Here is a 23754-nt window from a genome sequence, read left to right as displayed (position 1 = left end):
TGGCACGGCGCGGCCGGGGACCGCACCGCGCCAGCCGGTCATGGCTGCCCCGTGCCGATCAAATGTCGGCGTAGACGTGGGTCTCAGCCTCGCCACCGGGATGGGTGACGGCGCCGAGATGGGCCGGGCCGACGAGCTGGGCGTATTTCCACAGCGCGCCGGAGTTGTAGTCCGTCCCGCGCGGCTTCCACTCGGCCCTGCGGCGGGCCAGCTCCTCCTCGGGCAGGTCCACGTCTATCGTGCCCTTGCCGGCATCGATCACGATGCGGTCGCCGTCCTTCAGCAACGCGATGGGGCCACCCACCGCCGCCTCCGGCCCGACATGGCCGATGCAGAAGCCGCGGGTGGCGCCGGAGAAGCGGCCATCGGTGATCAGGGCCACGTCCGCCCCGGCGCCCTGGCCATAGAGGGCCGCGGTAGTGGAGAGCATTTCCCGCATGCCCGGGCCGCCCTTCGGCCCCTCGTAGCGGATGATGATCACGTCGCCCTTCTTGTAGGCGCGGGCATCAACCGCGGCGAAGGCGTCCTCCTCGCAGTCGAAGCAGAGCGCCGTGCCCTCGAAGCGCAGCTCCTTCATGCCGGCGATCTTCACAATGGCGCCGTCCGGGGCGAGGTTGCCCTTCAGCCCGACCACGCCGCCCGTCTCGGAAAGCGGGTTGGAAACGGGGCGGATCACGTCCTGGTCCTTCGGGAAGATCACCTCACGGTGGTTCTCCGCGAGCGTCTTGCCGGTCACCGTCATGCAGTCGCCCCGCAGAAGCCCGGCCTCCAGCAGCGCCTTTACGATTACGGGGATGCCGCCGACCTTGTAGACGTCGAAGGCCACGTAGCGGCCGCCGGGCTTCAGGTCGCCGATATAGGGCGCCTTCCGCATGATCTCCGCCACGTCGTGCAGGGTGAACTTGATCCCCGCCTCATGCGCCATGGCCGGCAGGTGCAGGCCGGCATTGGTGGAGCCGCCGGTGGCGCCCACGATCAGGGCGGCGTTGTAGAGGCTGTCCATGGTGACGATGTCGCGCGGGCGAATATTCTTCCGCAGCAGGTCCATCACGGCCTTGCCGGATTCCACCGCCCACTTGTCGCGGTCCTCATAGGGCGCGGGGGCGCCTGCGGAGCCGGGGAGCGCGAGGCCGATGGCCTCGGAAACGGTGGCCATGGTGTTGGCGGTGAACTGGCCGCCGCAGGCGCCGGCGCTGGGGCAGGCCACGCATTCCAGCTCGTGCAGCTCCTCGTCCGACATGCGGCCGGCGGCGTGCATGCCCACCGCCTCGAACACGTCCACGACCGTCACGTCCTTGCCCTTGTAGGTCCCGGGAAGGATGGAGCCGCCATACATGAACACGCTCGGCACGTTCAGCCGCAGCATCGCCATCATCATGCCCGGCAGCGACTTGTCGCATCCGGCCATGCCGACCAGCGCGTCGTAGCAGTGGCCGCGCATCGTCAGCTCCACCGTGTCGGCGATAGCGTCGCGGCTGGCCAGCGACGACTTCATGCCCTGGTGACCCATGGCGATGCCGTCCGTCACGGTGATGGTGGTGAACTCGCGCGGGGAGCCATGGGCCTGCTTCACGCCGGTCTTCACGCTCTGCGCCTGGCGGCTCAGGGCGATGTTGCAGGGGGCGGCCTCGTTCCAGCAGGTGGCGACGCCCACCAGCGGCTGGGCGATCTCCTCCTCCGTCATTCCCATGGCGTAGTAGTAGGAGCGGTGCGGCGCCCGCTCCGGCCCGACGGTCACGTGGCGGCTGGGGAGGCGGGACTTGTCCCAGGTATTGTCGGGCATTGGCATTTTCCTCTCGCGCCGGGCTGTATCGCGCAACGAACCACCTGCCGCAACGGCGCGGCGCGCAACGCGGCCATTCCTCTAGGTGTTCAGGCCCGCGATGGCCGCCTCGGTCCGGCGCTTCGCCTCACGCCATAGGGCCAGTTCCCGGCGGGCATCGTCCAGGGCGCGGTGGGCGGGGGTTCCGTCCTCGGCCTCGCGGGTCAGCGTACCGAGAAGGCTGACCAGCAGGCCGCTATGCTCCGCCGGGTTCAACCCGGCCTGCCGCATGGCGGAGAGCGCCGCGACCTGCCGCGCCTCCTCAGTGTCCCGCAGCCGAAGGGCGTGGCGCGGCTGTCCCGCTGCCCGGAGCAGGCGGGACAGCCACTGGCCGTCCCAGGACGGGGCGGAGGCGTAGAGGTCGTGCCCCGTCAGAACCTCCACCATCCGCTTCGCCACCGCGTCGTGCGGCTCGCCCTCCCGCTCCAGGCGATCCCTGCTGATGCCGTGGATCGTCTCAGCGCTCTCCTCCCACTCCTCCCAGCCCGGGGCGGGGCGGATGAGGTGCTTCTCCTCGGTCCCGTCCTCGGCTGCCCAGCCGACCTCAATGGGGAAGCCGTGCTTTCCTAGGCCGCTTGCCTCAAAATCGAGGAAGACGATCAACGGATCATCCCCTCCGCCTCCTCCCGCGCGAGGTGTCCGTGCACGCGCGTGTCGCGCATGGATAGGGCCGCGAGCAGGGAGAGGATGCAGAAGCCGGAGACGTACCAGTAGAACGTGCTCTCAATGCCCTGCGACTTGAACCAGAGCGCCACGTATTCCGCCGTGCCTCCGAACAGGGAGTTGGCGATAGCGTATCCCAGGCCCACGCCGAGGGCCCGGATCTCCGCCGGAAAGAGCTCCGCCTTCACCACGCCGGAGATGGAGGTGTAGAGGCTGACGACCGCGAGCGCGCCGAGGATGATCGCGAAGGCGCCGAGCGAGGAGGTCACGCCCGCGAGAAGCGTGAGCAGCGGCACCGTCATCACGGCCCCGCCCAATCCGAAGAGAATGAGGCAGATCCGCCGCCCCACCCGGTCCGAGATGGCACCGAAAAGGGGTTGGAGGCACATGTAGCAGAACAGCACGAAGGTCATGGTCACGCTCGCCCGCTCAGCCGTGAAGCTGGAGGTGTTGACCAGGAATTTCTGCATGTACGTGGTGTAGGTGTAGAAGGCGAGGCTGCCGCCTGAGGTGAGCAGGATGACCTGCAGCAGCGGCCTGGGATGCTTCAGCAGCAGGCCGATCGTGCCCGTGCCCTGCTTGGAACGGCTGGCTTCCGTGGTCGTCTCGTGCAGCGCCCGGCGGAGGAAGAGGGCGACAATCGCGGCCAGCGCGCCGATGAAGAAGGGGATCCGCCATGCCCAGGCCCGGATCTCCGCCGGCTCATAGATCCCCTGGAGGATAACCAGGACCAGCAGCGCCAGCAGCTGCCCCCCGATGAGGGTGACGTACTGGAAGGATGCGAAGAAGCCGCGGTGCTTCTGTGCGGCCACCTCGCTCATGTAGGTGGCGCTGGTGCCGTATTCCCCACCGACCGAGAGGCCCTGGATCAGCCGCGCCACCACCAGCAGGACCGGCGCCGCCACGCCGATGCTCGCATAGCCCGGCAGCACGGCGATCATCAGGGAGCCGAAGCACATCATCAGCACGGAGATCATCATCGAGCTGCGGCGTCCGTAGCGGTCCCCGATCATCCCGAAGAGCCACCCGCCGATGGGGCGCATCAGGAAGCCTACCGCGAAGACCGCCGCCGAGTTCAGGAGTTGGGTGGTGGGATCGCCCGAGGGAAAGAAGCTCGGCGCGAAGTAGAGCGCTGTCGCGGCATAGACGTAGAAGTCATACCACTCGACGAGATTGCCGGATGAGCCGCCGACAATAGCCCAGACCCGCCTGCGGGTATCGGCCCTCTCCTCCGCCGCGCTGAGGGTGGTCGCATCGGGCATGGAGACCTCGCCAGTCCAGGGATGTCACCAAGGTAAGGCGCGGTTCGGCGCCATGTGACAGACGCCCTGGACCCTGGCTGGGTTGCCGAGAAAGCGGGGCTGGGCCGCATCGCCGGACGGCGCGAACCGTCCGGCGGTCCCGGCTCAGCGGTACAGCACGTAGCGATAGACGTAAAAGCCCGAGAGCAGGGCGGCCACGAAGCAGCCGATCGTGACCGCCTGCCGATCGGTAATCGGCGGCTCCCGGTTGAGTTGGGGCAGGCGGGACCGGCACCAAAGGATGGGCACGGCCACCAGCACCGCCAGGGCAAAGAAGTCGAAGAAGCGCATCAGGCCGCGATTCGCGAGAGAGCGGCCGCCAGCCGCGCCGCCTCGGCCTCGGCACCGGCGAGGCGCCCGCGCGTCTCCTCCACCACCTCCTCCTTGGCGCGGTTGGTGAAGTCCGGATTCGCCAGCTTCTGGGCGATCTTCCGGGCCTCCGCCTCGACCTTGGCGTGCTCCTTCGAGAGGCGGGCGCGCTCCGCGGCCAGATCCACAACGCCCTCCAGCGGCAGCATCACCGTCGCCTCGCCCACCACCGCCTGGGCCACGCCGGCAGGAGCGGGCCCCTCATGCGCCAAGACCTCGGTCGCACGCGCCATTCGGCGGATCGGCTCGATCCAGCGCGCCGCACGGGCCATCGTCTCGGCGGAAGCGCCCTGCAGCAGCAGCGGCACGGTGACCGAGGGCGGCACGTTCACCTCGGCCCGCACAGTACGAACCTCGGAGATGAAGCCCACCAGCCAGTCCAGCTCGGCCCGCGCGGCGTCTGCGCCGACCACGGCAACCGGCTCCGGCCAGGCGGTGCGGATCAGGCTGCCCTCCGGCCCGTAGCCGAATCGGTCCCACAACTCCTCCGTGACGTAGGGCATCACGGGATGGGCCAGCCGCAGGATCAGCCCCAGCACGTGCTGGGCTGCACCCTTCACCTCGTCCTTCTCCGCCCCGTCCGGCCCAGTCAGGGCGGGCTTGGCGAGTTCCAGGAACCAGTCGCAGAAGCTCCCCCAGGTGAAGCGGTAGAGGGATGCGGCATAGTCATCCAGCCGGAAGCTCTCCAGGGCAGACGTCGCCTCCGCGATGGCCGCGTTCCCCGCATCGATGATCCAGCGGGCCAGTGGCGTCGTCGCCTGCATGGGGTCGAAGGCGCGGTCGGGCGCTATCCCGTTCATCTCGCAGAACCGGGCGGCGTTCCACAGCTTCGTGACGAAGGCGCGGTTGCTCTCCACCTTCTGTCGGCCCAGCCGGACGTCCCGCCCTGGGCCCGCGAAGGACGCCAGGGTGAAGCGCAGGGCATCGGCGCCATAGGCGTCCGCCAGTTCCAGCGGGTCCATGACGTTGCCCTTGGACTTGGACATCTTCTGGCCGCGCTCGTCCCGCACCAGCCCGTGGATGTTCACGGTCTTGAACGGCACGTCGCCCATGAAATGGATGCCCAGCATCATCATGCGGGCGACCCAGAAGAAGATGATGTCGAACCCCGTCACCAGCACGTCGCCGGGGTAGTAGCGGGCCAGCTCCGGCGTCTGCCGCGGCCAGCCGAGCGTGGAGAAAGGCCAGAGGCCGGAGGAGAACCAGGTGTCCAGCACGTCCGGGTCGCGGGTCAGTTCCCGCTCGTCGCCGTAATGCACGCGGGCGGCAGCCTTCGCCTCCGCCTCGGTCCGCTCGACGAAGATGTGCCCGTCCGGCCCGTACCAGGCCGGGATCTGGTGGCCCCACCAGAGCTGGCGGGAGACGCACCAGGGCTGGATGTCGCGCATCCAGGCGAAGAAGGTGTTCTCCCATTGCCGCGGCACGAAAACGGTCTTCCCGGTCTCCACCGCCTCGATGGCCGGCTTGGCCAGGGTCGCGGCGTCCACGTACCACTGCCAAGTCAGGCGCGGTTCGATCGGCACGCCGGAGCGGTCGCCGTGCGGCACGGCATGGGTGTGGGGCTCGATCTTCTCGATCAGCTCCAGCCGCTCCAATTCCGCGAGGATCGCCTTGCGCGCCTCGAACCGTTCCATCCCTGCGAGGGAGGAGAGAAACGCCGGGTCGGCCATGCCGGGCTCAGCCCGCGCCTGTCCCTCGACTTCCGCGAGGAGGACGCGCCCCTCCTCGTCCAGCACGCTCGGGGAGGGCAGGTTGTGGCGCTTCCCGACCTCGAAATCGTTGAAATCATGAGCGGGCGTGATCTTCACGGCGCCCGAGCCCTTCTCCGGGTCGGAATAGGCATCGGCCACCACGGGGATGCGGCGTCCGACGATCGGCAGGATCACGGACTTGCCGACGAGGTCGCGGAAGCGCTCATCCTCCGGGTTCACGGCTACGGCCGTGTCGCCCAGCATCGTCTCCGGCCGGGTGGTCGCCACGACGAGGAAGCGGCCGGGCTGGCCTTCCACGGGGTAGCGCAGGTGCCAGAGGCTGCCCTTGACCTCCTTGCTCTCCACCTCGAGGTCGGAGATGGCGGTCTGGAACTTCACGTCCCAGTTCACGAGGCGGCGGTCGCGGTACATCAGCCCCTGGCGGTGCAGGGTCACGAAGACCTCCCGCACGGCCTCCGACAGGCCCTCATCCATGGTGAAGCGCTCGCGCGTCCAATCCAGGCTGGCGCCCATGCGGCGGAGCTGGCGGGTGATGGTGCCGCCGCTCTCGCCCTTCCACTGCCAGACCCGCTCCAGGAAGGCCTCACGCCCCATCTCGCGCCGGTCCACCCCCTCGGCGGCCAGCAGGCGCTCCACCACCATCTGGGTGGCGATGCCCGCGTGGTCCGTGCCGGGTTGCCACAGCGCGTCCCGGCCCTGCATGCGGCGGAAGCGGACCAGCGTGTCCTGGATCGTTACATCCAGTGCGTGGCCGACATGCAGGCTGCCCGTCACGTTGGGCGGCGGAATCATGATGGTGAAAGGGCTGGCGTTCGAGGCCGGGTTGGCCGTGAAGGCGCCGGACCCCTCCCATCCCTCGTAGAGGCGCGGCTCGAAGCCGGCGGGCGAGAGCGTCTTGTCGAGCATGGGCGGAGGCGTGGCGCAGGGCCCGCCCCTACGTCAAGGGCCGATCACCGCTGCCCTGCCCTGCCCTTCGGCGATCAGCCCAGGGACCGGCTGACCACCCGCTCGATCTCCGTCCGCACCAGCCGCTCCACGAGGGTGGGCAGGTGGGCATCCATCCAGGCCTTCAGCATCGGCCGGACCTCTTCCCGCACCACGTCCTCGATCGAGGGGCCGCCCCGGTGGACGGGGGCGGTACGCTCCGCGGCGACCGTGCGGGCGAGCTGCCCGATTAGCGCCGCGGCGGCCGCGGCCGTAGCCGGCGCAACCAACCCGTCATCCCGCATCTCCGGAGAGGGTTCCGGAAGCGCCGCCTGCACGGGTGGGGGTGGAAGGGCCGGGTTGACGGCTGGCTCGGGCGGGCGCTCTGGGAGCGCGAGGGCCGCGGCGTCGGCCGGCGGCGCCACCAGCATCGCCTCGGTCAGCTCCAGCGGTTCCGGATCGGCATTTGGTGCTGGCTGTGGCGCGGGTACCGGCCGGGCCGTTGGCGCCGCCTCGGACGGAGGCGCGGCCTCCTCCTCGTTCAGGATCTTGCGGATGGAGGCGAGGATGTCCTCCATCGACGGATCCTGGCCGGGTGGGGCAGCGCCGGACATGCGGGGCTCCTACTGCTGGACGGGCTGCGGCGCGCTGTAGTCACCCAGGCCGGCCCAGCGGTCGCGCACCGCCTTGTAGTAGGCCTCCGTGTCATAGAGTGCGACGGGCAGGCGCAGGTCCCGCGCCGTCAGCCGACCCACAGCCTGGGCAAGGGAGTGGCTGGCCGTGACGACGTTCGCCAGGGCGCGAACGAGAGAGACGCGGGCATTCAGCAGCTCCTGCTCTGCGTTCAGCACGTCGAGCGTGGTGCGGCTTCCCACCACGGCCTCGCGCTGCACGCCGTCCAGCGCGATCTCGGAAGCGCGGATCTGGGCCCGCACGCTGTCCACCGTGGCGCGGGTGCTCTGCAGCGTTTCCCAGGCCTGCACGGCCTGGGCGGAGGCGGTACGGCGCTGGTCGTCCACCACCTGCCGCAGCCGGGCGGCGTCCTGCCGGGCCTGGCGCACCACCGCGTACTCCGCGCCGCCCTGGTAGATCGGCACGGTCACGGTGGCCACGATCTGCTCGCCAGTGGTCCGGACACCGGGCAAGGTCTGGTTGTCGCTGCGAAGCGCCTGGCCCTGCAGGCTGGCCTGGGGCAGCAGGGCGCCGATCTGCACGTCGACGAAGTCGCGCGCAGCCGCTTCATCGAACAGGGCGGCGACGACGGCGGGGTTGTTCAGCGCCGCCACCTGGGCCGCGTCCTGGTTGGTGCGCGCCGCCGGCGAAAGGGGTTGGGGCGCCGTCAGCCGGGTCGGCGCGGCGCCGATCACCCGCTGGAAGACCGCGCGGGAGTTCTGAAGCTGTCCCTCCGCATCGGCGCGGGAGGCGCGGGCACCGGCCAAGCGGCTCTCGGCCTGCGCCACGTCCGTCCGGGTGATCTCACCGACCCGGAAGCGCTCGTTCGTCGCGTCCAGCTGGCGCTGCAGCACCTGCGCGTTGTTCAGGTTGAGGCGCACCTCCTCCTGGAAGCGGATGACGTTGACATAGCCGGTGACGGCGTCCTGCAGCACTTGCTGCTCCGTCGCCAGGAGGCGGGCGCGCTGGGCCATCACCTGGTTTTCCGCCCGCCGCGTCGCGGCCACGGTGCGGCCGCCGCGGTACAGCGGCTGTGTGACGGTGGCCTGGACGGAGCCGATGGTGCGCTCCACGTCGGTCGTCACGCCGATCCGCTGGCCGAAGGCGGTCTGGCTGCGCTGGCGATAGCTGCCGTCGCCGTAGCCCACGCTGCCGGAAACGGAGACGGTGGGGCGCCAGCCGGCCAGGGCCTGGGGCACGTTCTCATCCACCACGCGGAGCTGGGCGCGGGCCGTCGCCAGGGTGGGGTTGTTGGCGTAGGTCTGGGCCAGCGCCTCCTGCAGCGTCTGCCCACGGGCGACAACCGGCGCGGCGAGCACGGCGAGGCCGAGGGCCGGCGCGAGCCAGCCACCTGTCCGGCGGCCGCGCGCGCCTGCGGCAGGTTTCTGGCGGCACGGGACGTGGCTGCGAGTCATCGGCTGCTTTCCCTCATGGCCGCCCGCGCTCCCCCCGGGAGCCGGGCATGCCACCCTGTCCTGGTTCCCTTGAAACTGCCCCAGTCTTGCGGCGGGGTCAGGATGGCGGGGGAACCCTTTCCGCCTCCTGAACCCCGCAGGGCCGCCCTTTCAGGCCAACATGAAGCCCAGCTTCGGCGCGAAGGCCGGAATGGCCGTCCCGCGCAGGTCGAAGGCTTCCTCGATCCGCAGCGCGGCGCCGGCGCGGCGGCCGACGATCGCCGACCCCGTCTCGCCCGGCGCCATGCGGATGGTGACGACGCGGCCACCCTCCGTCAGCTGCTCGACCAGCGAGGGCGGCACGGCGGGAACACCGCCTTCCAGGAAGATCAGGTCGTAGGGACCGCCGGCGGGAAAGCCCGCCGCGGCGGCGCCCGACTCCTGCCGCAGCGATCCCGGCGGCAGGCCGGAGGCAGCGATGGCAGCGGCGCCGAGGGCCGCAAGCCCGGCATCCTCCTCCACCGCGATCACCTGCGCGCCCATATGGGCCAGCACCGCCGCGGCGTAGCCGGTGCCGGCGGCGGGCACGAGCACCCGCTCCCCCACGCGCGGCGCCGCGAGCTGGAGCAGCCGCGAGAGGCTCAGGGGCTGCATCATTGCGCGCCCCTGGCCCAGCGGCAGATCCTCATCGGACAGGGAACGCACGCGCAGAGCCTCCGGCGCGAAGAGCTCCCGCGGGATCTCCTGCATCGCCAGGAAGATCCGCGGATCCGTCACCCGGTTGGGCTTTACCTGCCCGTCAACCATGCGCCTGCGCGCCTCGGCGAAGTCCATGCCGCCCGCTGCCCCATCAACTGAACCGATCGGTTTTATAGGCGCGTCGCCCCCGCCTTGGAAGCGCGCTCACGGTCCCGCGCGCGGGATGGTGGTCCGCTGTGGCCGGAGGGACGCCGGCCGGGCCGGCCGGATGCGGGTTGACCGGGGCAGCCGGGGAGGCGATATGCGGCGGACGTGCCGGCCTGATGGCAGAATGGTGATGCAACGGACTGCAAATCCGTGAATGTGGGTTCGATTCCCGCTCAGGCCTCCACCGCCTTTTTCCTTTGCCTTCCTCCGGGAAGGCCTCTTGCAAAGGGATGGCGGAGGCGGTATCCGGCGCGCCCCGCCACTCCTCACCAGGGGGTGGAGAACGGGTCTGATCCTCGATAGCTCAGCTGGTAGAGCACGCGACTGTTAATCGCTAGGTCGTTGGTTCGAGTCCAACTCGAGGAGCCATTTCAGGAGGGGGAGGTGCCGAAGGGCGCCTCCCCCTTCGCCGTTTCTGGCGCCACCAGAGGCACGGTTTCCTCCACCAGCACCTGAACCCGCCCGGCCGCGTAGCACGCCAGGGTGAAGTCCACGGGCCGCCCTTCCATGTCGAGGTTCAGCGCCTCGCTCGCCAGCACGGGGCGCGCGCGTGGCTGCCGAAGGCGTGCTGCCTCCTCCCCCGTCGGCAGGCGGGCGGCGATGCGGGTGCTGGCCCGCCGGTAATCCGGGACGCCGCAGGCGGCCATCGCCGCGGTGATGGAAGGCGCGGCGCGCAGCGCGATGTCGGCACGGGCGAAGCGCGGCAGCGGAAGGTGGTGCGTCCCGACCACCAGCGGCCGCCCGTCCGCCAGGCCCAGCCGCTCCACCCGCAGCACCGGCTGGCCGCGCCCGATTCCCAGAGCCGAGGCCACAGCGGGCGCGGCGGGCATGGCGCCCACGCGCAGGATCCGGCTGTCCGGCTCCCGCCGCTGCGCGCGGATGGTCTCGAAGAGCCGGGTTCTGCCGTGCAGGGGGTAGTCCATCACCTCGCCCGCGACAAAGCTGCCCCTTCCCTGCTCCGTGCGGATCAGGCCGCGCCGGGCGAGCGACTCCAGCGCGCGGCGGACGGTGTGGCGGTTCACCCCGAAGCGGGCGGCCAGAACGCCCTCGCTCGGCAGGCGGTCCTCCGGCGCGTGCTCCCCGGACAGGATAGCCGCTTCCAGCGCCGCGGCGATCTGCCGCCACAGCACGATGCCTGCCGCCTTGCCCGCCTCCGCCATGCCGCCCTCCCCAAACCAATGCTGCGCCGCCGGCACCTGTATAGACAAGTCCGGCAGGTCATGGGCTTGCCCTCGGCCGCGGCTCGGGCAGAAGGGGGCGATGAACAACGAGACGATCTTGACCAACGCCCGGCTGGTACTGCCCGACCAGGTGCTGGACGGCACCCTTCTGCTGCGGGACGGCCTGATCGCCGAGCTGTCGCCCGGCCGCAGCACCGCCCCCGGGGCGCTCGACCTGGAGGGCGATTACCTCATCCCCGGCGTGGTGGACGTGCACACGGACAACCTGGAACGCCAGGTCCTGCCGCGCAGCATGGCCCGCTGGCCATCGGTCTCCGCCTTCCTGGCGCATGACGGGCAGGTTGCGGTCGCCGGGGTGACCACGGTGCTGGACGCGCTGTGCCTCGGCGACCTCGGATTCGACGAGAGCCGGCTGCAAACGGCGCGGGACGGCATCCGCGACCTCGGCAGCCTCACCGCCGCCGGGGTGCTGAAGACAGAGCATTTCCTGCACCTGCGCTGCGAGCTGCCGGCCATCGACATGCTGGCGATGCTGGAGGAGTTCCACGACGACCCGCATCTGCGGATGGTCAGCCTGATGGACCACACTCCCGGCGTCGGCCAGTACGTGAATGCCGAGCATTACAAGAAGATGCGCGTGAAGGCCGGGCGCACGCCGGAGGAGGTGGACAACCGCATCGCCGTGCTGACGGTGCAGCGGGAGCGCTACGCGGAGGCGCATCGGCGCGCCGTGCTGTCCCTCTTCGAGGGGCGGGGCATCCCGGTGGCCATGCACGACGACTGGGACGCGGCGGTGGTCGCCCGCAACGCGGCGGACGGCATCGAAATCAGCGAATTTCCCGTGAATTTGGAGGCGGCGCGCGCGGCCAAGGCGCATGGCATGGCCGTGATCGCGGGGGCGCCGAACCTGGTGCGCGGGGGCAGCCATTCCGGCAACGTCTCCGTGGCCGATCTGGCGCGGGAGGGGCTGGTGGACATCATTGCCTCCGACTACGTGCCGCCCGCGATGATTGAGGCCGCCTGGCGGCTCACGGACGTGGCGGGGATGTCCCTGCCGGCGGCGGTGGCGACCGTCACGGCCAATCCCGCCCGGTCGCTGCACCTGGATGACCGCGGCCGGATCGCGCCGGGGCTGCGCGCGGATCTCGTGCGGGTGCGGGAGTTCGGCGGCATGCCGGTGGTGCAGGCCGTGTGGCGCGGCGGGGCGCGGATCGCGTGAGCGGGACGCGACAGGCCGGGCCGATGCGCGCCGCCCTCTACTGGGCGCCGGAGCTGGACGACCCGCTGCACCGGCTGGGAAGCGAATGGCTGGGGCGAGATGCCGAGACGGGCGCGACGGTTCGCCAGCCGGCGGTGCCCGGACTCGACCTGGCCGCGCTGACGGACGATCCGCGCGGCTACGGGCTGCATGCCACGCTGAAGCCGCCATTCCGGCTGGCTGCCCCCTTCCCGGCCATGCTGGACGAGGCGGCGGCTCTGGCGGCGGGCACGGCGCCTTTTGACCTGCCGCCGCTGGAGCTGGTCTCCCTCGGCGGCTTTCTGGCCCTGCGCGAATCCGCCCCCTGCCCCGCCCTGCAAGGCTTGGCCGACGCCTGCGTGGCGACGCTCGACGCCTACCGCGCCCCACCCACCGAGGCCGAGATCGCCCGCAGGCGCCCGGAGCGGCTGGACGCGGCCGGGCGCTACAACCTGCATCGCTGGGGCTACCCGCAGGTCTTCGGCGCCTGGCGCTTCCACGTGACCCTGACCCGGCGCCTGACCCCGGAGCAGGATGCGGCGATCCGCCCGGCCCTGCTGGCCCATCTCGGCGATGTCCCGGCCCGGCCACGCCGCGTGACCTCGCTCTGCATCTTCACCCAGGCCGCGCCCGGCGCGCCCTTCCTGATCGGGGAGCGGCTGCCTCTCGGCGGTTAGCCCCTTCCGCCCGGCGGGATCCGGCGGCAAGAGTGGGCCAAGACCCGGGAGGACGCGCGATGCAGGTCGGCAGCGACGAGTACCAGGAGCTGCGCGACGCCGTTCGCGCCCTCTGCGCCGAGTTCCCCGCCGAGTACCACCGCAGGATCGACGCGGAGCGCGGATATCCGGAGGCCTTCGTCGATGCGCTGACGAAGGCTGGCTGGCTCGCCGCCCTGATCCCCGAGGAGTATGGCGGCTCCGGGCTGGGGCTCACCGAGGCTTCCATCGTCATGGAGGAGATCAACCGCTCCGGCGGCAATTCCGGCGCCTGTCATGGCCAGATGTACAACATGGGCACGCTGCTTCGGCACGGCTCCGCGGAGCAGAAGGCGCGCTACCTGCCGAAGATCGCGAGCGGCGAGCTGCGGCTGCAGTCCATGGGCGTGACGGAGCCGACCACCGGCACCGACACCACGAAGATCAAGACCACGGCGGTCCGCCAGGGCGACCGCTACGTGGTGAACGGCCAGAAGGTCTGGATTTCCCGCGTCCAGCACTCCGAGCTCATGATCCTGCTGGCCCGAACCACGCCCCTGGCCGAGGTGAAGAAGAAGTCCGAGGGGATGTCAATCTTCCTCGTGGACCTGCGGGACGCGATCGGGAACGGGATGACCGTGCGCCCGATCGAGAACATGGTGAACCACGAGACGAACGAGATCTTCTTCGACAACCTGGAGATCCCGGCCGAGAACCTGATCGGCGAGGAGGGCCGTGGTTTCCGGTACATCCTCGACGGGCTGAACGCGGAGCGCACACTGATCGCGGCGGAATGCATCGGGGACGGCTACTGGTTCATCGACAAGGTCGTGCCCTACGTGAAGGAGCGCACGGTCTTCGGCCGCCCGATCGGGCAGAACCAGGGCGTGCAGTTCCCGATTGCGGAGAGCTACATCGAGATCGAGGCTGCCAATCTCATGCGGTTCGAGGCCTGCCGGCTGTTCGACGCGAACCAGCCCTGCGGCGCTCAGGCGAACATGGCGAAGTACCTGGCGGCCAAGGCGAGCTGGGAGGCGGCGAATGCCTGCCTGCAGTTCCACGGCGGCTTCGGCTTCGCGCATGAGTACGACGTGGAGCGCAAGTTCCGGGAAACGCGTCTGTACCAGGTGGCGCCGATCAGCACGAACCTCATCCTCTCCTACGTCGCCGAGCACATCCTCGGCCTGCCGCGCTCCTTCTGATGGCCGGGTCCAAGCCGCTCGCGGGGCTGCTCGTCGTCGCGATGGAGCAGGCAGTCGCAGCCCCCCTTTGCTCCGCGCGTCTCGCCGATGCCGGGGCGCGGGTGATCAAGATCGAGCGGGCCGAGGGCGATTTCGCGCGCGGCTACGACGCTTCCGCCAAGGGGTCCTCCAGCTACTTCGTCTGGCTGAACCGCGGGAAGGAGAGCCTCGTCCTCGACATCAAGAAGGCGGAGGACCTGGCCCTGCTGCGGAGGCTGGCGGCGCGGGCGGACGTGTTCATCCAGAACCTCGCCCCGGGCGCCGCGGCGCGGGCGGGCTTCGGCAGCGCGGAACTGCGCGCCGCCCATCCCCGCCTGATCACCGTCGACATCTCCGGCTATGGCGAGAGCGGGGACCACGCGGCCATGAAGGCGTATGACCTGCTGGTCCAGGCTGAGAGCGGGCTGGCAAGCGTGACCGGCCGGCCGGAGGGGCCGGGGCGGGTCGGCGTCTCCGTCTGCGACATCGCCTGCGGGATGAACGCCCATGCCGCCGTGCTGGAGGCGCTGATCGAGCGCGGCGCCACCGGGCGGGGAAAGGGCATCGCCGTTTCCCTTTTCGACGGGATGGCGGACATGATGAACGTGCCCCTCGTCTACTTCGAGGGCACGGGGCGGGAGCCGCAGCGGGTCGGCCTCGCCCACCCATCCATCTGCCCCTACAGCGCCTTCGACACGGCGGACGGCGTGGCCGTGCTCATCTCGATCCAGAACGAGCGGGAATGGTCCGATTTCTGCGCCCGCTTCCTGCTGGAGCCGGACCTGCCGGGGCGCGAGGGCTACCGCAGCAACGTGGAACGCGTGGCGAACCGCGCCACCGTGGACGCCCACATCGCCGCCGTCTTCGCCACTCTCACGCGGGAGAGGTGCGCGGAACGGCTGCGGGAGGCGCGGACGGCCTATGGCTTCGTCAACGACGTCGCGGGCCTCGCGCGGCACCCGGCCCTGCGGCGCGTGACGCTGGACACGCCCGGCGGCCCCGTCCCGGTCGCCGCCCCCGCCGCGATCTTCAGCGACGGTCCGCGCGAACTGGGACCCGTCCCCGCCATCGGCCAGCACACAGACGGCATCCGCGCGGAGTTCGCATGACCCCCATCGCCCCGCTCTTCGTCCCCGGCCACCGGCCGGATCGCTTCCCCAAGGCGGCCGCCGCCGGCGCCGATGCCGTGATCATCGACCTGGAAGACGCCGTCCCGCATGAGGAGAAGGCGGCCGCCCGCACGAATGCAGCGGCGGCAAGGCTGGAAGGCATCCCCGTCTATGTCCGGATCAACCCGGCGGGAACGCGCTGGTACTCGGAGGACCTTGCGGCCCTGGCCGATGCGGACCTGGCGGGCATCCTCCTGCCCAAGGCGGACAACCCGGCGACCATCGATGGCATGCGCCGCCTGATCGGCGCCATGGACGTGATCGCGCTGATCGAGTCCGCACGTGGTCTCGCTGCGGCGCGGGAGATCGCAGCGGGCGGTGCGGCAGGGCTGTGCTTCGGCTCGCTCGACTTCGCCGCCGATCTCGGCTGCGCCCATACGCGGCAGGCGTTGCTGTCCGCGCGCGCGGAACTGGTGCTGGCATCCCGCCTCGCCGGGATCGAGGCGCCGCTGGACGGTGTGACGGCCCAGATCGGCGACGACGCGCTGACCGAGGACGATGCGCGCCACGCGGCGGAACTGGGCTTCGGCGGCAAGCTCCTCATCCACCCCCGGCAGGTGGCGCCGGCGCTGCGCGGCTTCGCCCCTTCCGCGGAGGAGGTGGCCTGGGCGGGGAAGGTCATGCAGGCCGGCGGCAGCGGCGCGGTCTCCGTGGATGGCATGATGATCGACGCGCCGGTGCGGATGCGGGCCGAGCGGATCCTTGCCCGGGCGCGCTGAGCGGAACCCGGCGGGGTGAAGGCGCTGGCCTTGGGCGGGCAGGCGTGGTGATCTCCAACCCTGGGGGAAAGCGTCGCCGTTTCGAGGAGACTGCGGATGCATCGCCGCACGCTAGTGAAGGCCACCGGCCTTGCCCTTTCCACCGCGGCCGCGCCGGCCATCACCCGCGCGCAATCCGCCAGCACGCTGCGCTTCATCCCGCAGCAGGACCTGATCGTCCTCGATCCCGTCACCACCACGGCCTATATCAGCCGAAACCACGGCTACATGGTCTATGACACGCTCTACGGCATGGACGAGCGCTACCAGCCCGTGCCGCAGATGGTGGAAGGGCATCAGGTCGAGCAGGACGGGAAGCTCTGGACCCTGACCCTGCGCGAGGGACTGCGCTTCCACGACGGCGAGCGGGTGCTGGCGCGGGACTGCGTGGCCTCGATCAAGCGTTGGGCGGCGCGCGACCCGATGGGCGGCACGCTGATGGCCGCGACCGACGAGCTCTCCGCGCCCGATGACCGCACCATCCGCTTCCGCTTGAAGCGCCCCTTCCCGCTCCTGCCGCTGGCGCTCGGCAAGGCCGCGACGCCAGTCTGCGCCATGATGCCGGCGCGGCTGGCTGAGAGCGATCCCTTCAAGCCGGTGACGGAGATCACGGGCAGCGGCCCCTTCCGGTTCAAGACCGATGAGCGCGTGCCGGGATCGCTGAACGTCTACACGAAGTTCGAGGGCTATGTGCCGCGCCCGAGTGGCACCCCCACATGGACCGCGGGGCCGAAGGTGGTGAACTTCGACCGGGTGGAGTGGCACACCATCCCCGACCCCTCCACCGCGACCACGGCGCTGATCGGCGGCGAGCGGGACTGGCTGGAATATGCCTATCACGACCAGCTGCCGCTGATGCGGCGCAACCGCGCGGTGAAGGTCTCTGTCACGGACCCGACGGGCTTCGTCTCCATGATGCAGGTCAACCACCTGCAGGCGCCGTTCAACAACCCGGCCATCCGCCGCGCGCTTTGGGGGGCGATCGATCAGACCTCGGCGGTGCAGGCGGTGGTGGGGCCGACCGACCCTTCCATGTACCACGTGCCGCTCGGCTTTTTCTGCCCAAACACCCCGCTTGCCAGCGAGGCCGGGCTGGAGCCGCTGAACGGCAAGCGCGACCTGGCCAAGGTGAAGCGCGACCTCGCCGCCGCCGGCTACAAGGGCGAGACGGTGCTGCTGATGACCCCTTCCAACTCTCAGGCGCTGGTCGCGCATGGCGCGGTCATGGAGGACATGTTCCGGCAGGTCGGCATGAACGTCGAAACCTACACGGTCGAGTTCAACGCCATGCTGCAGCGGCGCAACCGGAAGGGTCCGGTTTCGGACGGTGGATGGAGCGCCTTCGTCACGACCTGGGTGGGCGCGGACTGGCTGCACCCCGGCAGCCACTTCGCCCTGCGCGGCGCGGGTGAGGCCGGTTACGCGGGCTGGGCGACGATCCCGCGCATCGAGGAGCTGCGGAACGCCTGGTTCGAGGCCGGGGACGAGGCCGCGCAGAAGGCGATCTGCCGGGACATGCAGCTCGAGGCCATGAAGGAGGTGCCCTACTACCCCCTCGGACAGCATCTGCAGCCGACGGCATGGCGCAGCGACATCACCGGCGTGCTGCCGGGCTTCGCGACCTTCTGGAACGTGAAGCGGGCGTGATCCCCGCGCACCGGGCGGGCCTTGCGGCCCGCCCGGCGTCGATCAGGCCTTCGTAGCGGCCGCGCGGATTTGCGTGACGGTCTGGCGGTTGGTGATCTGCTCCGGGCTCATCCGCACCTCGATCACCGCCGGCCTGCCGCTGGCGCGGGCGCGCTGATAGGCGGGCACGAGTTCGTCGGTGGCCGTCACCACCTCGCCATGGCCGCCGAAGGCCTCCACGAAGCGCGAGAAGTCCGGGTTCTTCAGCATCGTGCCGGAGACGCGGCCGGGGTAATGGCGCTCCTGGTACATGCGGATCGTGCCGTACTGGCCGTTGTTCACCACGATGACAATCGGCGCCACTTCGGACTGGAAGGCCGTCGCGATCTCCTGCCCGGTCATCAGGAAGCCGCCATCCCCGACGAAGCTGATCACCTGCCGTCCGCGATAGGTGATGGCGGCGCCGATGCCCGATGGCACGGAATAGCCCATGGCGCCGTTGGTCGGGCCCAGGAACTCCTGCTTCTCCCGCACGGACATGAAGCGCTGCGGCCAGGTCGCGAAGTTGCCGGCATCCACGGTGAAGATCGTGTCCTCCGGCAGCTCCTTCTCCAGCGCCTGCAGGGCACGGGCGAAGTTCAGCGGGCCCTCGTAGTCCGGCGCGGCGACGCTGGCCTCGCGCCCGGCGCGGACCCTCCTCGTCCACTCCCCCCAGGGGCGCGGCTTGGCGGGGGCCGCGGCCTTCAGGGCGACCGCGAAGCCGTTCAGGTCGGCGGTGATGCCGAGCAGCGGGCGGAAGACGCGGCCGATCTCGGCGGGATCCGGGTGGACCTGCACGATCGGGCTCGTCTGGCCTTCGGGGAACAGCGTGTAGCCCTGGCTCGTCGCCTCGCCGAGCCGGGTGCCGACGGCGATGACGAGGTCCGACTCCTTCACCCGCGCGACCAGCCCGGGATCGGACCCCACGCCAAGATCGCCCGCGAAGTTCGGCGAGGTGCCGTCGAACAGGCCGAGGCGGCGGAACCCGACGGCCACCGGCAGGTCATGGGCGAGCGCGAAGTCGCGGATCGCGGCCTTGCCCTCATCCGACCAACCCGTGCCGCCGAGGACCAGTACAGGCTGCTTCGCCCCGTCCAGCAGCTCCAGCAGGCGCGGGATGGCATGGGGCGCGGGGAAGGCCGGAAGCGTCGGCGCGGGGCCGATATCCTGCACCTCCACGACCTGCTTCTGCATCTCCTCGCTGATCGCGACCACCACGGGGCCGGGGCGGCCGCTGCGCGCCACGTCGAAGGCGCGGGCCATCAGCTCCGGCACCCGGCGGGCGTCGTCGATTTGGGTCACCCACTTGGCCAGCGGGGAGAACATGCGGCGGTAGTCCACCTCCTGGAAGGTGTCCCGGTCCGTCTCCGCGAAGGGGATCTGGCCGACGATGAGGACGAGCGGCGTGCTGTCCTGCATCGCCACGTGCACGCCGATGCTGGCATGGCAGGCGCCGGGGCCGCGGGTGACGATGGCGACACCTGGATTGCCCGTCAGCTTGCCGTGGGCCTCGGCCATGTGGACCGCGCCGGCCTCGAAGCGGCAGGTCGTCAGCTCGATCCGGTTCTGGACGTTGTAGAGCCCGTCCAGCAGGTCGAGGAAGGATTCACCGGGCACGTGGAAGGCGTGGGTCACGCCCTGCGCCACCAGCGCATCCGCGAGAAGCTGCCCGCCCGTGCGCCCGGCCACCTTGGTCCCATCCATGCTTCGTGCCTCCCCAGTCATGCGGCGGCGGAGGCTAGAGCAGATCGCCCGGGCAGGACACCGGCCACCCGCCGGAATTTGCGGCGCTCAGTGCGTCATCGCCCCCGCAGCGCCTCCTGCCGGGGCGTCCGCAGACCGCCAAGCAAGGCCAGGAGAAGGTTGGCCAGGAGCAGGCCCATAAGCAGGCCTGCAAGCCCGTAGGTGGCGGCCGCAGTGCCGAGAAGCACCTGCGGCTCATGCCGCTCCAGTGTCGTCCGGAGGAGCGCGCGCTTGTTGCCGATCGGGTCGTCCGTCGCATCCGCCAGGGCGATGATCGGCCGCAGCAGGGCGGAGCTGCCCGCGAGCCGGGCATGAGCGGAACGGAGCAGGTCCTCCCGCGCGACCGAGTTCTCGAGGCCCTGGGCGTTGGATGGCTCGCGCGTCCGCAGCGCGCCGATCACGTCGGGGTCGGAGGTGTCGCTGAGGCCGTAGAAGCCGCGCGCCACCTCCTTTCTCGCGTCGATGTCCCGGCGCAACTCGCCGGCGGACTGCACCAGGGCCAGGTCATAGGCGGCGGTCAGGGCCGGCAGCTGCATGGCGGCGAGCGCGAGTCCGATCCCCAGCGCGAGCCGCAGGAAGTCCGACAGCCATCGTCCCGCCAGTCGCAACCCAGCCTCCCCAACCTCATCAGGAAGGGAAGGCCGGCCCTGCCCCATGGGTTGCGTCAGCGGGTCAGCTCGACCCCGGCGCCCACATAGAGGCCCACGCACTCGTCCGTGAGCACGCCGTCCACCACCTCAAGATCCCAGCCAACCGTCGCGGCGAAGGATTCCACGCTGTAGCCGCCGAAATTGAAAGCCTTGTTCGCCAGCCGCTTCACTTCAGCGTTGCGCGCCCCCAGCACCAGCCGCTTGAAACCGCCGTTGAGGATAGCGCCCAGGCACATCGGGCAGGGCTCGCAGGTGGCGTAGAAGGTGCAGTCCGGCAGCTCCCGCCGGCCGAGGGCGCGGCAGGCCATGCCGACGGCCAGGGTCTCCGAGTGCGCCGTGGCGTCGCAGAGGCCGACCTTCTTGCTCCAGGTCTTCACCACCACCGCGCCGTCCTTCGCCACCAGGGCGCCGAAAGGCTGCTCGCCAAGGGTGGCGCCGTGCTTCGCCTGCTCGATGGCAAGGCGCATCATCGTCTCGTGCTCGGTCATGAGGATCACCCCGCCACCGGGAGGAGTCGCGCCTCGCGGGGCGGCAGGAAGTCGCGCAGGAACACCTCCCGGACTCCGGGAGTGCGTGGCAGCTCGTAGGTTTTCACCACCGTCTCGATCGCGCCCTCCAGCCGCTTGTCGTTGAGGTCGCCGAGGCCGAGCGTGCCCGTCTCGGGCGTCGTCATCTGCGCGCGCAGCATGTAGAGCAGGCGCTGCTTCTCGATGGCGGTGTCGGTCAGCGGCTCCACCCGCTTCAGCTCGGCGATGCCGGCGTCCGGGTCCTTCGCCACCTCGTGGATGGCGCGGTTGATGGCGGCGGTCAGACCGCGCACCGCCTCGGGCTTGTTCTTCAGCAATGCCTGGCTCACCAGCACGCCGTTGGAGTACTGGTCCAGCCCCATGTCGCTGTAGAAGAACCAGCGGAAGTCCTTCTCCGGGTCCTTCCCCATGCCGACGAAGTTCATGTAGCTCGTACCCGAGAACTGGGCGACGGCGTCCACCTGCCCCTGCACCAGCATCTGCTCCACGAGGTTCGGCGCGATCGCGGCCATCCGCACCTTCGTGCCGTCCACGCCGTTGCGCGCGGCGAGTGCCGGGAACATGCGGGCGGTGGCGGAGCCTGCGGGGGCGCCGAGCTGGCGTCCTTCCAGGTCCTTCAGCGCGCGGATCGGCCCGTCGGCGCGGGCTATGATTGCGTAGGGCGCGCGGTTGTAGACGAGGTAGACCATGACTGGCTGCTCGCCGGGGCGCTGCGCGGCGTTCTGGATCACGGCGTTGATGTCGCCGAAGCCCGCGTCATAGGCGCCGGACATGACGCGCGTGACGGCGGCGGCGGAGCCCTCGCCCTGGTCGATCGTCACGTCCAGCCCGGCCTCGCGGAAGTAACCCCGGGACTGGGCAAGGTAGTACCAGGCGTGCGGCCCCTGCGCCTTCCAGTCCAGGATGAAGCGGATCGGCGTCAGGCCTTGTGAATGGGCCGGGCGGATGAAGGGGCTAGCGAGCGCGGCGCCGAGGACGGCGCGGCGGGTGGCCCGGGGCAAGGGCATGGCGACACTCCTGCGCGCCCGGTGGGCGCGGGTGGGAATGCCGCGTGGGGGTGCGGGCGGCCATGCTGCGCGGACTTGCGGCGGCCATCCCCCGCCGGGCGCCCCGGCCCTGAACCGTCGGCGCCTTCCGTGCTGCTTGCTGCAATGCAGCTTCCGTGCCGGTCCGATGGCCCCCGGTCTGATGGCCCGGTCAAGGCTTGGAACCCTGCCCGCCCGGCAGGATACTGACGGGAGAACGGGAGCAGGGCCGCATGAGAGCGATTTTCGTGATGATCAAGTGCGAGATGGGCGCGGCCTATCGCGTGGCGCGAGAGATGGCGGACACGGTCCCCGAACTCTCCGAGATGCATTCCACCAGCGGGCAGTACGACCTTCTCGGGAAGTTCTATCTGGAGCCGGAGCAGGACATCGGCCTGTTCGTGGTGGAGCGGATCCAGACGGTGCCGGGGATCAAGGACACCTATACCCTCCAGACCTTCAACGCCTTCTCCGGCCCCCGGGGCTGAAGGGCGGCGCCTTTCACCAAGGCCGTTGCTGCCACGAAATCACCCCGATCCCGCCGCGCCCCGCCATGGCGCCGCCGCGGGGATGCCACCGGGGGCGCCGATATCAGGTGTCCTCGGAGGTCCCCCAGCATGAAGCCCCGCCTTCTTCCAGCTCTTGCCCTCGCCGCCGCCCTGGCCACGGCCGGGTGTCAGAACCCTGATGGCACGACCGATTGGGGCAGCACCCTCGCCCTTGGCGCCGGGGTTGCTCTCGTGGCGGGGCTGGCGGCGGCCTCGGCCAGTGACGGCGGGCACCACCGGCAACCCCCGCGCCGTGGCGCGGGTTCCTATGGTGGCTCTGGCCGCTCCTATGCCGGCGGCTACGGGAGGAACTGGCGATGAAAACGCGTCTTGCGGTGCTTGCGCTGGCCGGGCTGGCGCTCGGCGGCTGCTACAGCCCCTATGGTGACCCGAACGTCGCGGGCTCGGCGCTTGTCGGCGCCGGGCTGGGCGCGGCGGCGGGGGCAGCGATCGCCTCCTCCGGGCCCGGCTACTACGGCTACGGCTATGGTCCGCGCTACGCCTACGCGCCGCGCTATTACGGCTACGGTTACGGCGGCGGCTATTACGGCCGCCCCTACGGCTACCGCCACTGGTGACCTAAAGCGCCCCGTGGCCCGTCCTGGCCCATTCGGCCAACACGGGCTCGGGCGGCAGGTGTCCATCGAACCACAGGCTCGCCGCGGCCCGCGACATGGCCGCGCCGTCATGCCCGATATGGGGCACGGTGACTCTGCTCCAGGCGAAGGGCAGGCCTAGCCGGGCCGCCTCCGCCTCACCGGCGCGCATGTAGAAGCCCGCCCGCTCGAAGCGGTTCGGGCCCTGCGCCATGGCCACCGGCTCGCGCGGCAGGCTCGCCTGGTCGGTGCGGATGTCTCCCTCGCCCGACAAAACGGTCATCGGGAATGCCAGGAGCCGCGCTAGGTGCGCCGCGGTGACGCCGACGCCGCCGAGCCCTTCGGGGAAGTGGCGGTCCAGCATCGGCAGGGTGAACCAGCCGGGATTCGCGGCGATCACCGCCTCGAAGGCGCCGGTCGGCTCGGTCGAGACCAGGCGCTGCACAAACTGGCCGCCGGCGGAGTGGCCGAAGAGGAAGGCCCGCCCGCGCGTGCAGAGTCCAGCATCCCGCAAAGCTCCCACGATGCGGGCCGGGATGCGATAGCCCCGCCACTCCGGCGGCCTTAGCGAACCGTCGCCCGAGAGGACGCCGCCGTTGTTGAAGGCGGCGGGCCCGGGGAAGAGCTTCGCGGAGAAGGTGGACGCCACGATCAGCAGCCCGTGGCGGTCCGCCGCCTCTACCCAGAAGTCGCGATAGGCATCGCCGTTGCGAGCGGCGCCGTGCAGCACGACCACCACCCGCCCGTCCGCGCGCCAGCCCTCCGGGCGATAGGCATGGAGCGTCACGGGACGCCTGGGATCGCCGGCCGGATCGTTGAAAACGATTTCCGCACGGCCGGGATGAACCAGCGCCTCGGCGAGTTGCGGCTCGTAGGGCATGGAAGGGTCCGGACGGATCGGTTGCGGTCGCGGGGGCGCCGCCCCGGCCAGCAGGGCGGCGGAACCCGCCAGGGCCAGCGCGCGGCGCCGCATTGCG

Annotated in this window: 23 protein-coding genes and 2 tRNA genes; 11 read left to right on the top strand and 14 right to left on the bottom strand. The window is 70.5% G+C overall.

Translation table 11 applies throughout. The features are described 5' to 3' along the window. Positions 1-58 precede the first annotated feature (58 nt). The 8 genes from ilvD to J5Y10_RS08495 form a co-directional block, all read right to left on the bottom strand. Complete coding sequence (ilvD, locus tag J5Y10_RS08530) at positions 59-1783, bottom strand: dihydroxy-acid dehydratase (RefSeq protein ID WP_209372654.1); 1725 nt, start codon at positions 1781-1783, stop codon at positions 59-61. A gap of 81 nt (positions 1784-1864) precedes the next feature. Then, positions 1865-2425, bottom strand: coding sequence for a 3'-5' exonuclease (locus J5Y10_RS08525; RefSeq protein ID WP_209372653.1), 561 nt, complete (start codon positions 2423-2425; stop codon positions 1865-1867). Next, positions 2422-3747 (bottom strand): MFS family transporter, encoded by a 1326-nt coding sequence (locus J5Y10_RS08520; RefSeq protein ID WP_209372651.1) that lies wholly within the window; start codon positions 3745-3747, stop codon positions 2422-2424. Before J5Y10_RS08520 ends, J5Y10_RS08525 begins: the two co-directional genes overlap by 4 nt. Positions 3748-3891: 144 nt before the next feature. Continuing rightward, positions 3892-4077 (bottom strand): hypothetical protein, encoded by a 186-nt coding sequence (locus tag J5Y10_RS08515; RefSeq protein ID WP_209372649.1) that lies wholly within the window; start codon positions 4075-4077, stop codon positions 3892-3894. Then, entirely contained in the window at positions 4077-6773 is a 2697-nt protein-coding gene (locus J5Y10_RS08510; RefSeq protein ID WP_209372647.1) for a valine--tRNA ligase, read from the bottom strand. Before J5Y10_RS08510 ends, J5Y10_RS08515 begins: the two co-directional genes overlap by 1 nt. Before the next feature lie 74 nt (positions 6774-6847). Further along, positions 6848-7405 carry a DUF2497 domain-containing protein gene (locus J5Y10_RS08505; RefSeq protein WP_245214452.1) on the bottom strand — a complete coding sequence of 186 codons (558 nt, stop codon included), beginning with the start codon at positions 7403-7405 and terminating at the stop codon, positions 6848-6850. Positions 7406-7414: 9 nt separating this feature from the next. Further along, entirely contained in the window at positions 7415-8878 is a 1464-nt protein-coding gene (locus tag J5Y10_RS08500) for a TolC family outer membrane protein (RefSeq protein ID WP_209372645.1), read from the bottom strand. Positions 8879-9028: 150 nt separating this feature from the next. Beyond that, a complete protein-coding gene (locus J5Y10_RS08495; RefSeq protein ID WP_209372642.1) occupies positions 9029-9691 on the bottom strand; it encodes a protein-L-isoaspartate O-methyltransferase family protein in 663 nt (220 codons plus the stop codon). A 182-nt stretch (positions 9692-9873) separates the two neighbouring features. Between J5Y10_RS08495 and J5Y10_RS08490 the strand changes: the two genes are divergently transcribed. Beyond that, positions 9874-9947: transfer RNA gene (locus tag J5Y10_RS08490), tRNA-Cys, on the top strand. A gap of 109 nt (positions 9948-10056) precedes the next feature. Beyond that, positions 10057-10132: transfer RNA gene (locus tag J5Y10_RS08485), tRNA-Asn, on the top strand. A gap of 2 nt (positions 10133-10134) precedes the next feature. Here J5Y10_RS08485 and phnF read toward each other — a convergent pair. Continuing rightward, positions 10135-10923: a phosphonate metabolism transcriptional regulator PhnF gene (gene phnF / locus J5Y10_RS08480; RefSeq protein WP_209372640.1), complete on the bottom strand. Its 789-nt coding sequence runs from the start codon at positions 10921-10923 to the stop codon at positions 10135-10137. A 100-nt stretch (positions 10924-11023) separates the two neighbouring features. On the opposite strand from phnF, the gene J5Y10_RS08475 reads away from it, so the two are divergent. From J5Y10_RS08475 to J5Y10_RS08450, 6 genes are all read left to right on the top strand, one after another. Next, complete coding sequence (locus J5Y10_RS08475; RefSeq protein ID WP_209372638.1) at positions 11024-12163, top strand: alpha-D-ribose 1-methylphosphonate 5-triphosphate diphosphatase; 1140 nt, start codon at positions 11024-11026, stop codon at positions 12161-12163. After that, complete coding sequence (locus J5Y10_RS08470) at positions 12160-12858, top strand: DUF1045 domain-containing protein (protein WP_342452871.1); 699 nt, start codon at positions 12160-12162, stop codon at positions 12856-12858. The genes J5Y10_RS08475 and J5Y10_RS08470 overlap by 4 nt, the downstream gene beginning before the upstream one ends. A gap of 59 nt (positions 12859-12917) precedes the next feature. Then, the gene (locus J5Y10_RS08465; RefSeq protein WP_209372637.1) at positions 12918-14078 is read left to right on the top strand and encodes an acyl-CoA dehydrogenase family protein; all 1161 of its coding nucleotides are present in this window, start codon (positions 12918-12920) and stop codon (positions 14076-14078) included. Beyond that, complete coding sequence (locus J5Y10_RS08460; protein ID WP_209372635.1) at positions 14078-15205, top strand: CaiB/BaiF CoA transferase family protein; 1128 nt, start codon at positions 14078-14080, stop codon at positions 15203-15205. Before J5Y10_RS08465 ends, J5Y10_RS08460 begins: the two co-directional genes overlap by 1 nt. Beyond that, positions 15202-15984 (top strand): HpcH/HpaI aldolase/citrate lyase family protein, encoded by a 783-nt coding sequence (locus J5Y10_RS08455; protein ID WP_209372634.1) that lies wholly within the window; start codon positions 15202-15204, stop codon positions 15982-15984. The genes J5Y10_RS08460 and J5Y10_RS08455 overlap by 4 nt, the downstream gene beginning before the upstream one ends. 96 nt (positions 15985-16080) lie before the next feature. After that, positions 16081-17670, top strand: coding sequence for an ABC transporter substrate-binding protein (locus J5Y10_RS08450; RefSeq protein ID WP_209372633.1), 1590 nt, complete (start codon positions 16081-16083; stop codon positions 17668-17670). 42 nt (positions 17671-17712) lie between these two features. Here J5Y10_RS08450 and J5Y10_RS08445 read toward each other — a convergent pair whose 3' ends face one another. The 4 genes from J5Y10_RS08445 to J5Y10_RS08430 all read right to left on the bottom strand — a co-directional run bounded on the left by J5Y10_RS08445 (position 17713) and on the right by J5Y10_RS08430 (position 21615). Then, complete coding sequence (locus J5Y10_RS08445; RefSeq protein ID WP_209372632.1) at positions 17713-19392, bottom strand: thiamine pyrophosphate-dependent enzyme; 1680 nt, start codon at positions 19390-19392, stop codon at positions 17713-17715. 95 nt (positions 19393-19487) lie between these two features. After that, positions 19488-20039: a DUF2937 family protein gene (locus tag J5Y10_RS08440; RefSeq protein WP_209372631.1), complete on the bottom strand. Its 552-nt coding sequence runs from the start codon at positions 20037-20039 to the stop codon at positions 19488-19490. 56 nt (positions 20040-20095) lie between these two features. Next, positions 20096-20569 carry a nucleoside deaminase gene (locus J5Y10_RS08435; protein WP_209372630.1) on the bottom strand — a complete coding sequence of 158 codons (474 nt, stop codon included), beginning with the start codon at positions 20567-20569 and terminating at the stop codon, positions 20096-20098. 5 nt (positions 20570-20574) lie between these two features. Beyond that, positions 20575-21615 carry an ABC transporter substrate-binding protein gene (locus J5Y10_RS08430; RefSeq protein WP_209372629.1) on the bottom strand — a complete coding sequence of 347 codons (1041 nt, stop codon included), beginning with the start codon at positions 21613-21615 and terminating at the stop codon, positions 20575-20577. 251 nt (positions 21616-21866) lie between these two features. On the opposite strand from J5Y10_RS08430, the gene J5Y10_RS08425 reads away from it, so the two are divergent. The 3 genes from J5Y10_RS08425 to J5Y10_RS08415 all read left to right on the top strand — a co-directional run bounded on the left by J5Y10_RS08425 (position 21867) and on the right by J5Y10_RS08415 (position 22759). After that, positions 21867-22121: an Lrp/AsnC family transcriptional regulator gene (locus tag J5Y10_RS08425; protein ID WP_209372627.1), complete on the top strand. Its 255-nt coding sequence runs from the start codon at positions 21867-21869 to the stop codon at positions 22119-22121. Positions 22122-22250: 129 nt separating this feature from the next. Beyond that, positions 22251-22502, top strand: coding sequence for a hypothetical protein (locus J5Y10_RS08420; protein WP_209372626.1), 252 nt, complete (start codon positions 22251-22253; stop codon positions 22500-22502). After that, the gene (locus J5Y10_RS08415; protein WP_209372624.1) at positions 22499-22759 is read left to right on the top strand and encodes a YMGG-like glycine zipper-containing protein; all 261 of its coding nucleotides are present in this window, start codon (positions 22499-22501) and stop codon (positions 22757-22759) included. The genes J5Y10_RS08420 and J5Y10_RS08415 overlap by 4 nt, the downstream gene beginning before the upstream one ends. 1 nt (position 22760) lies before the next feature. On the opposite strand, the gene J5Y10_RS08410 is transcribed toward J5Y10_RS08415, so the two are convergent. Beyond that, positions 22761-23750: an alpha/beta hydrolase family protein gene (locus tag J5Y10_RS08410; RefSeq protein ID WP_245214451.1), complete on the bottom strand. Its 990-nt coding sequence runs from the start codon at positions 23748-23750 to the stop codon at positions 22761-22763. Between the last annotated feature and the right edge of the window lie 4 nt (positions 23751-23754).

Source organism: Roseomonas indoligenes, assembly GCF_017813365.1.
Taxonomy (GTDB): Bacteria; Pseudomonadota; Alphaproteobacteria; order Acetobacterales; family Acetobacteraceae; genus Roseomonas; species Roseomonas indoligenes.
The sequence above is the reverse complement of the archived record's forward strand: the minus strand, read 5'-3'. Positions and strand labels throughout refer to the sequence as shown.

Excerpts from the sequence above, each read along its gene's own strand:
- ilvD (WP_209372654.1), bottom strand. The coding sequence starts at position 1,783 with ATGCCCGACAATACCTGGGACAAGTCCCGCCTCCCCAGCCGCCACGTG.
- J5Y10_RS08520 (WP_209372651.1), bottom strand. The coding sequence starts at position 3,747 with ATGCCCGATGCGACCACCCTCAGCGCGGCGGAGGAGAGGGCCGATACC.
- J5Y10_RS08515 (WP_209372649.1), bottom strand. The coding sequence starts at position 4,077 with ATGCGCTTCTTCGACTTCTTTGCCCTGGCGGTGCTGGTGGCCGTGCCC.
- J5Y10_RS08510 (WP_209372647.1), bottom strand. The coding sequence starts at position 6,773 with ATGCTCGACAAGACGCTCTCGCCCGCCGGCTTCGAGCCGCGCCTCTAC.
- J5Y10_RS08505 (WP_245214452.1), bottom strand. The coding sequence starts at position 7,405 with ATGTCCGGCGCTGCCCCACCCGGCCAGGATCCGTCGATGGAGGACATC.
- J5Y10_RS08500 (WP_209372645.1), bottom strand. The coding sequence starts at position 8,878 with ATGACTCGCAGCCACGTCCCGTGCCGCCAGAAACCTGCCGCAGGCGCG.
- J5Y10_RS08495 (WP_209372642.1), bottom strand. The coding sequence starts at position 9,691 with ATGGACTTCGCCGAGGCGCGCAGGCGCATGGTTGACGGGCAGGTAAAG.
- phnF (WP_209372640.1), bottom strand. The coding sequence starts at position 10,923 with ATGGCGGAGGCGGGCAAGGCGGCAGGCATCGTGCTGTGGCGGCAGATC.
- J5Y10_RS08475 (WP_209372638.1), top strand. The coding sequence starts at position 11,024 with ATGAACAACGAGACGATCTTGACCAACGCCCGGCTGGTACTGCCCGAC.
- J5Y10_RS08465 (WP_209372637.1), top strand. The coding sequence starts at position 12,918 with ATGCAGGTCGGCAGCGACGAGTACCAGGAGCTGCGCGACGCCGTTCGC.
- J5Y10_RS08460 (WP_209372635.1), top strand. The coding sequence starts at position 14,078 with ATGGCCGGGTCCAAGCCGCTCGCGGGGCTGCTCGTCGTCGCGATGGAG.
- J5Y10_RS08455 (WP_209372634.1), top strand. The coding sequence starts at position 15,202 with ATGACCCCCATCGCCCCGCTCTTCGTCCCCGGCCACCGGCCGGATCGC.
- J5Y10_RS08450 (WP_209372633.1), top strand. The coding sequence starts at position 16,081 with ATGCATCGCCGCACGCTAGTGAAGGCCACCGGCCTTGCCCTTTCCACC.
- J5Y10_RS08445 (WP_209372632.1), bottom strand. The coding sequence starts at position 19,392 with ATGGATGGGACCAAGGTGGCCGGGCGCACGGGCGGGCAGCTTCTCGCG.
- J5Y10_RS08435 (WP_209372630.1), bottom strand. The coding sequence starts at position 20,569 with ATGACCGAGCACGAGACGATGATGCGCCTTGCCATCGAGCAGGCGAAG.
- J5Y10_RS08430 (WP_209372629.1), bottom strand. The coding sequence starts at position 21,615 with ATGCCCTTGCCCCGGGCCACCCGCCGCGCCGTCCTCGGCGCCGCGCTC.
- J5Y10_RS08425 (WP_209372627.1), top strand. The coding sequence starts at position 21,867 with ATGAGAGCGATTTTCGTGATGATCAAGTGCGAGATGGGCGCGGCCTAT.
- J5Y10_RS08420 (WP_209372626.1), top strand. The coding sequence starts at position 22,251 with ATGAAGCCCCGCCTTCTTCCAGCTCTTGCCCTCGCCGCCGCCCTGGCC.
- J5Y10_RS08415 (WP_209372624.1), top strand. The coding sequence starts at position 22,499 with ATGAAAACGCGTCTTGCGGTGCTTGCGCTGGCCGGGCTGGCGCTCGGC.
- J5Y10_RS08410 (WP_245214451.1), bottom strand. The coding sequence starts at position 23,750 with ATGCGGCGCCGCGCGCTGGCCCTGGCGGGTTCCGCCGCCCTGCTGGCC.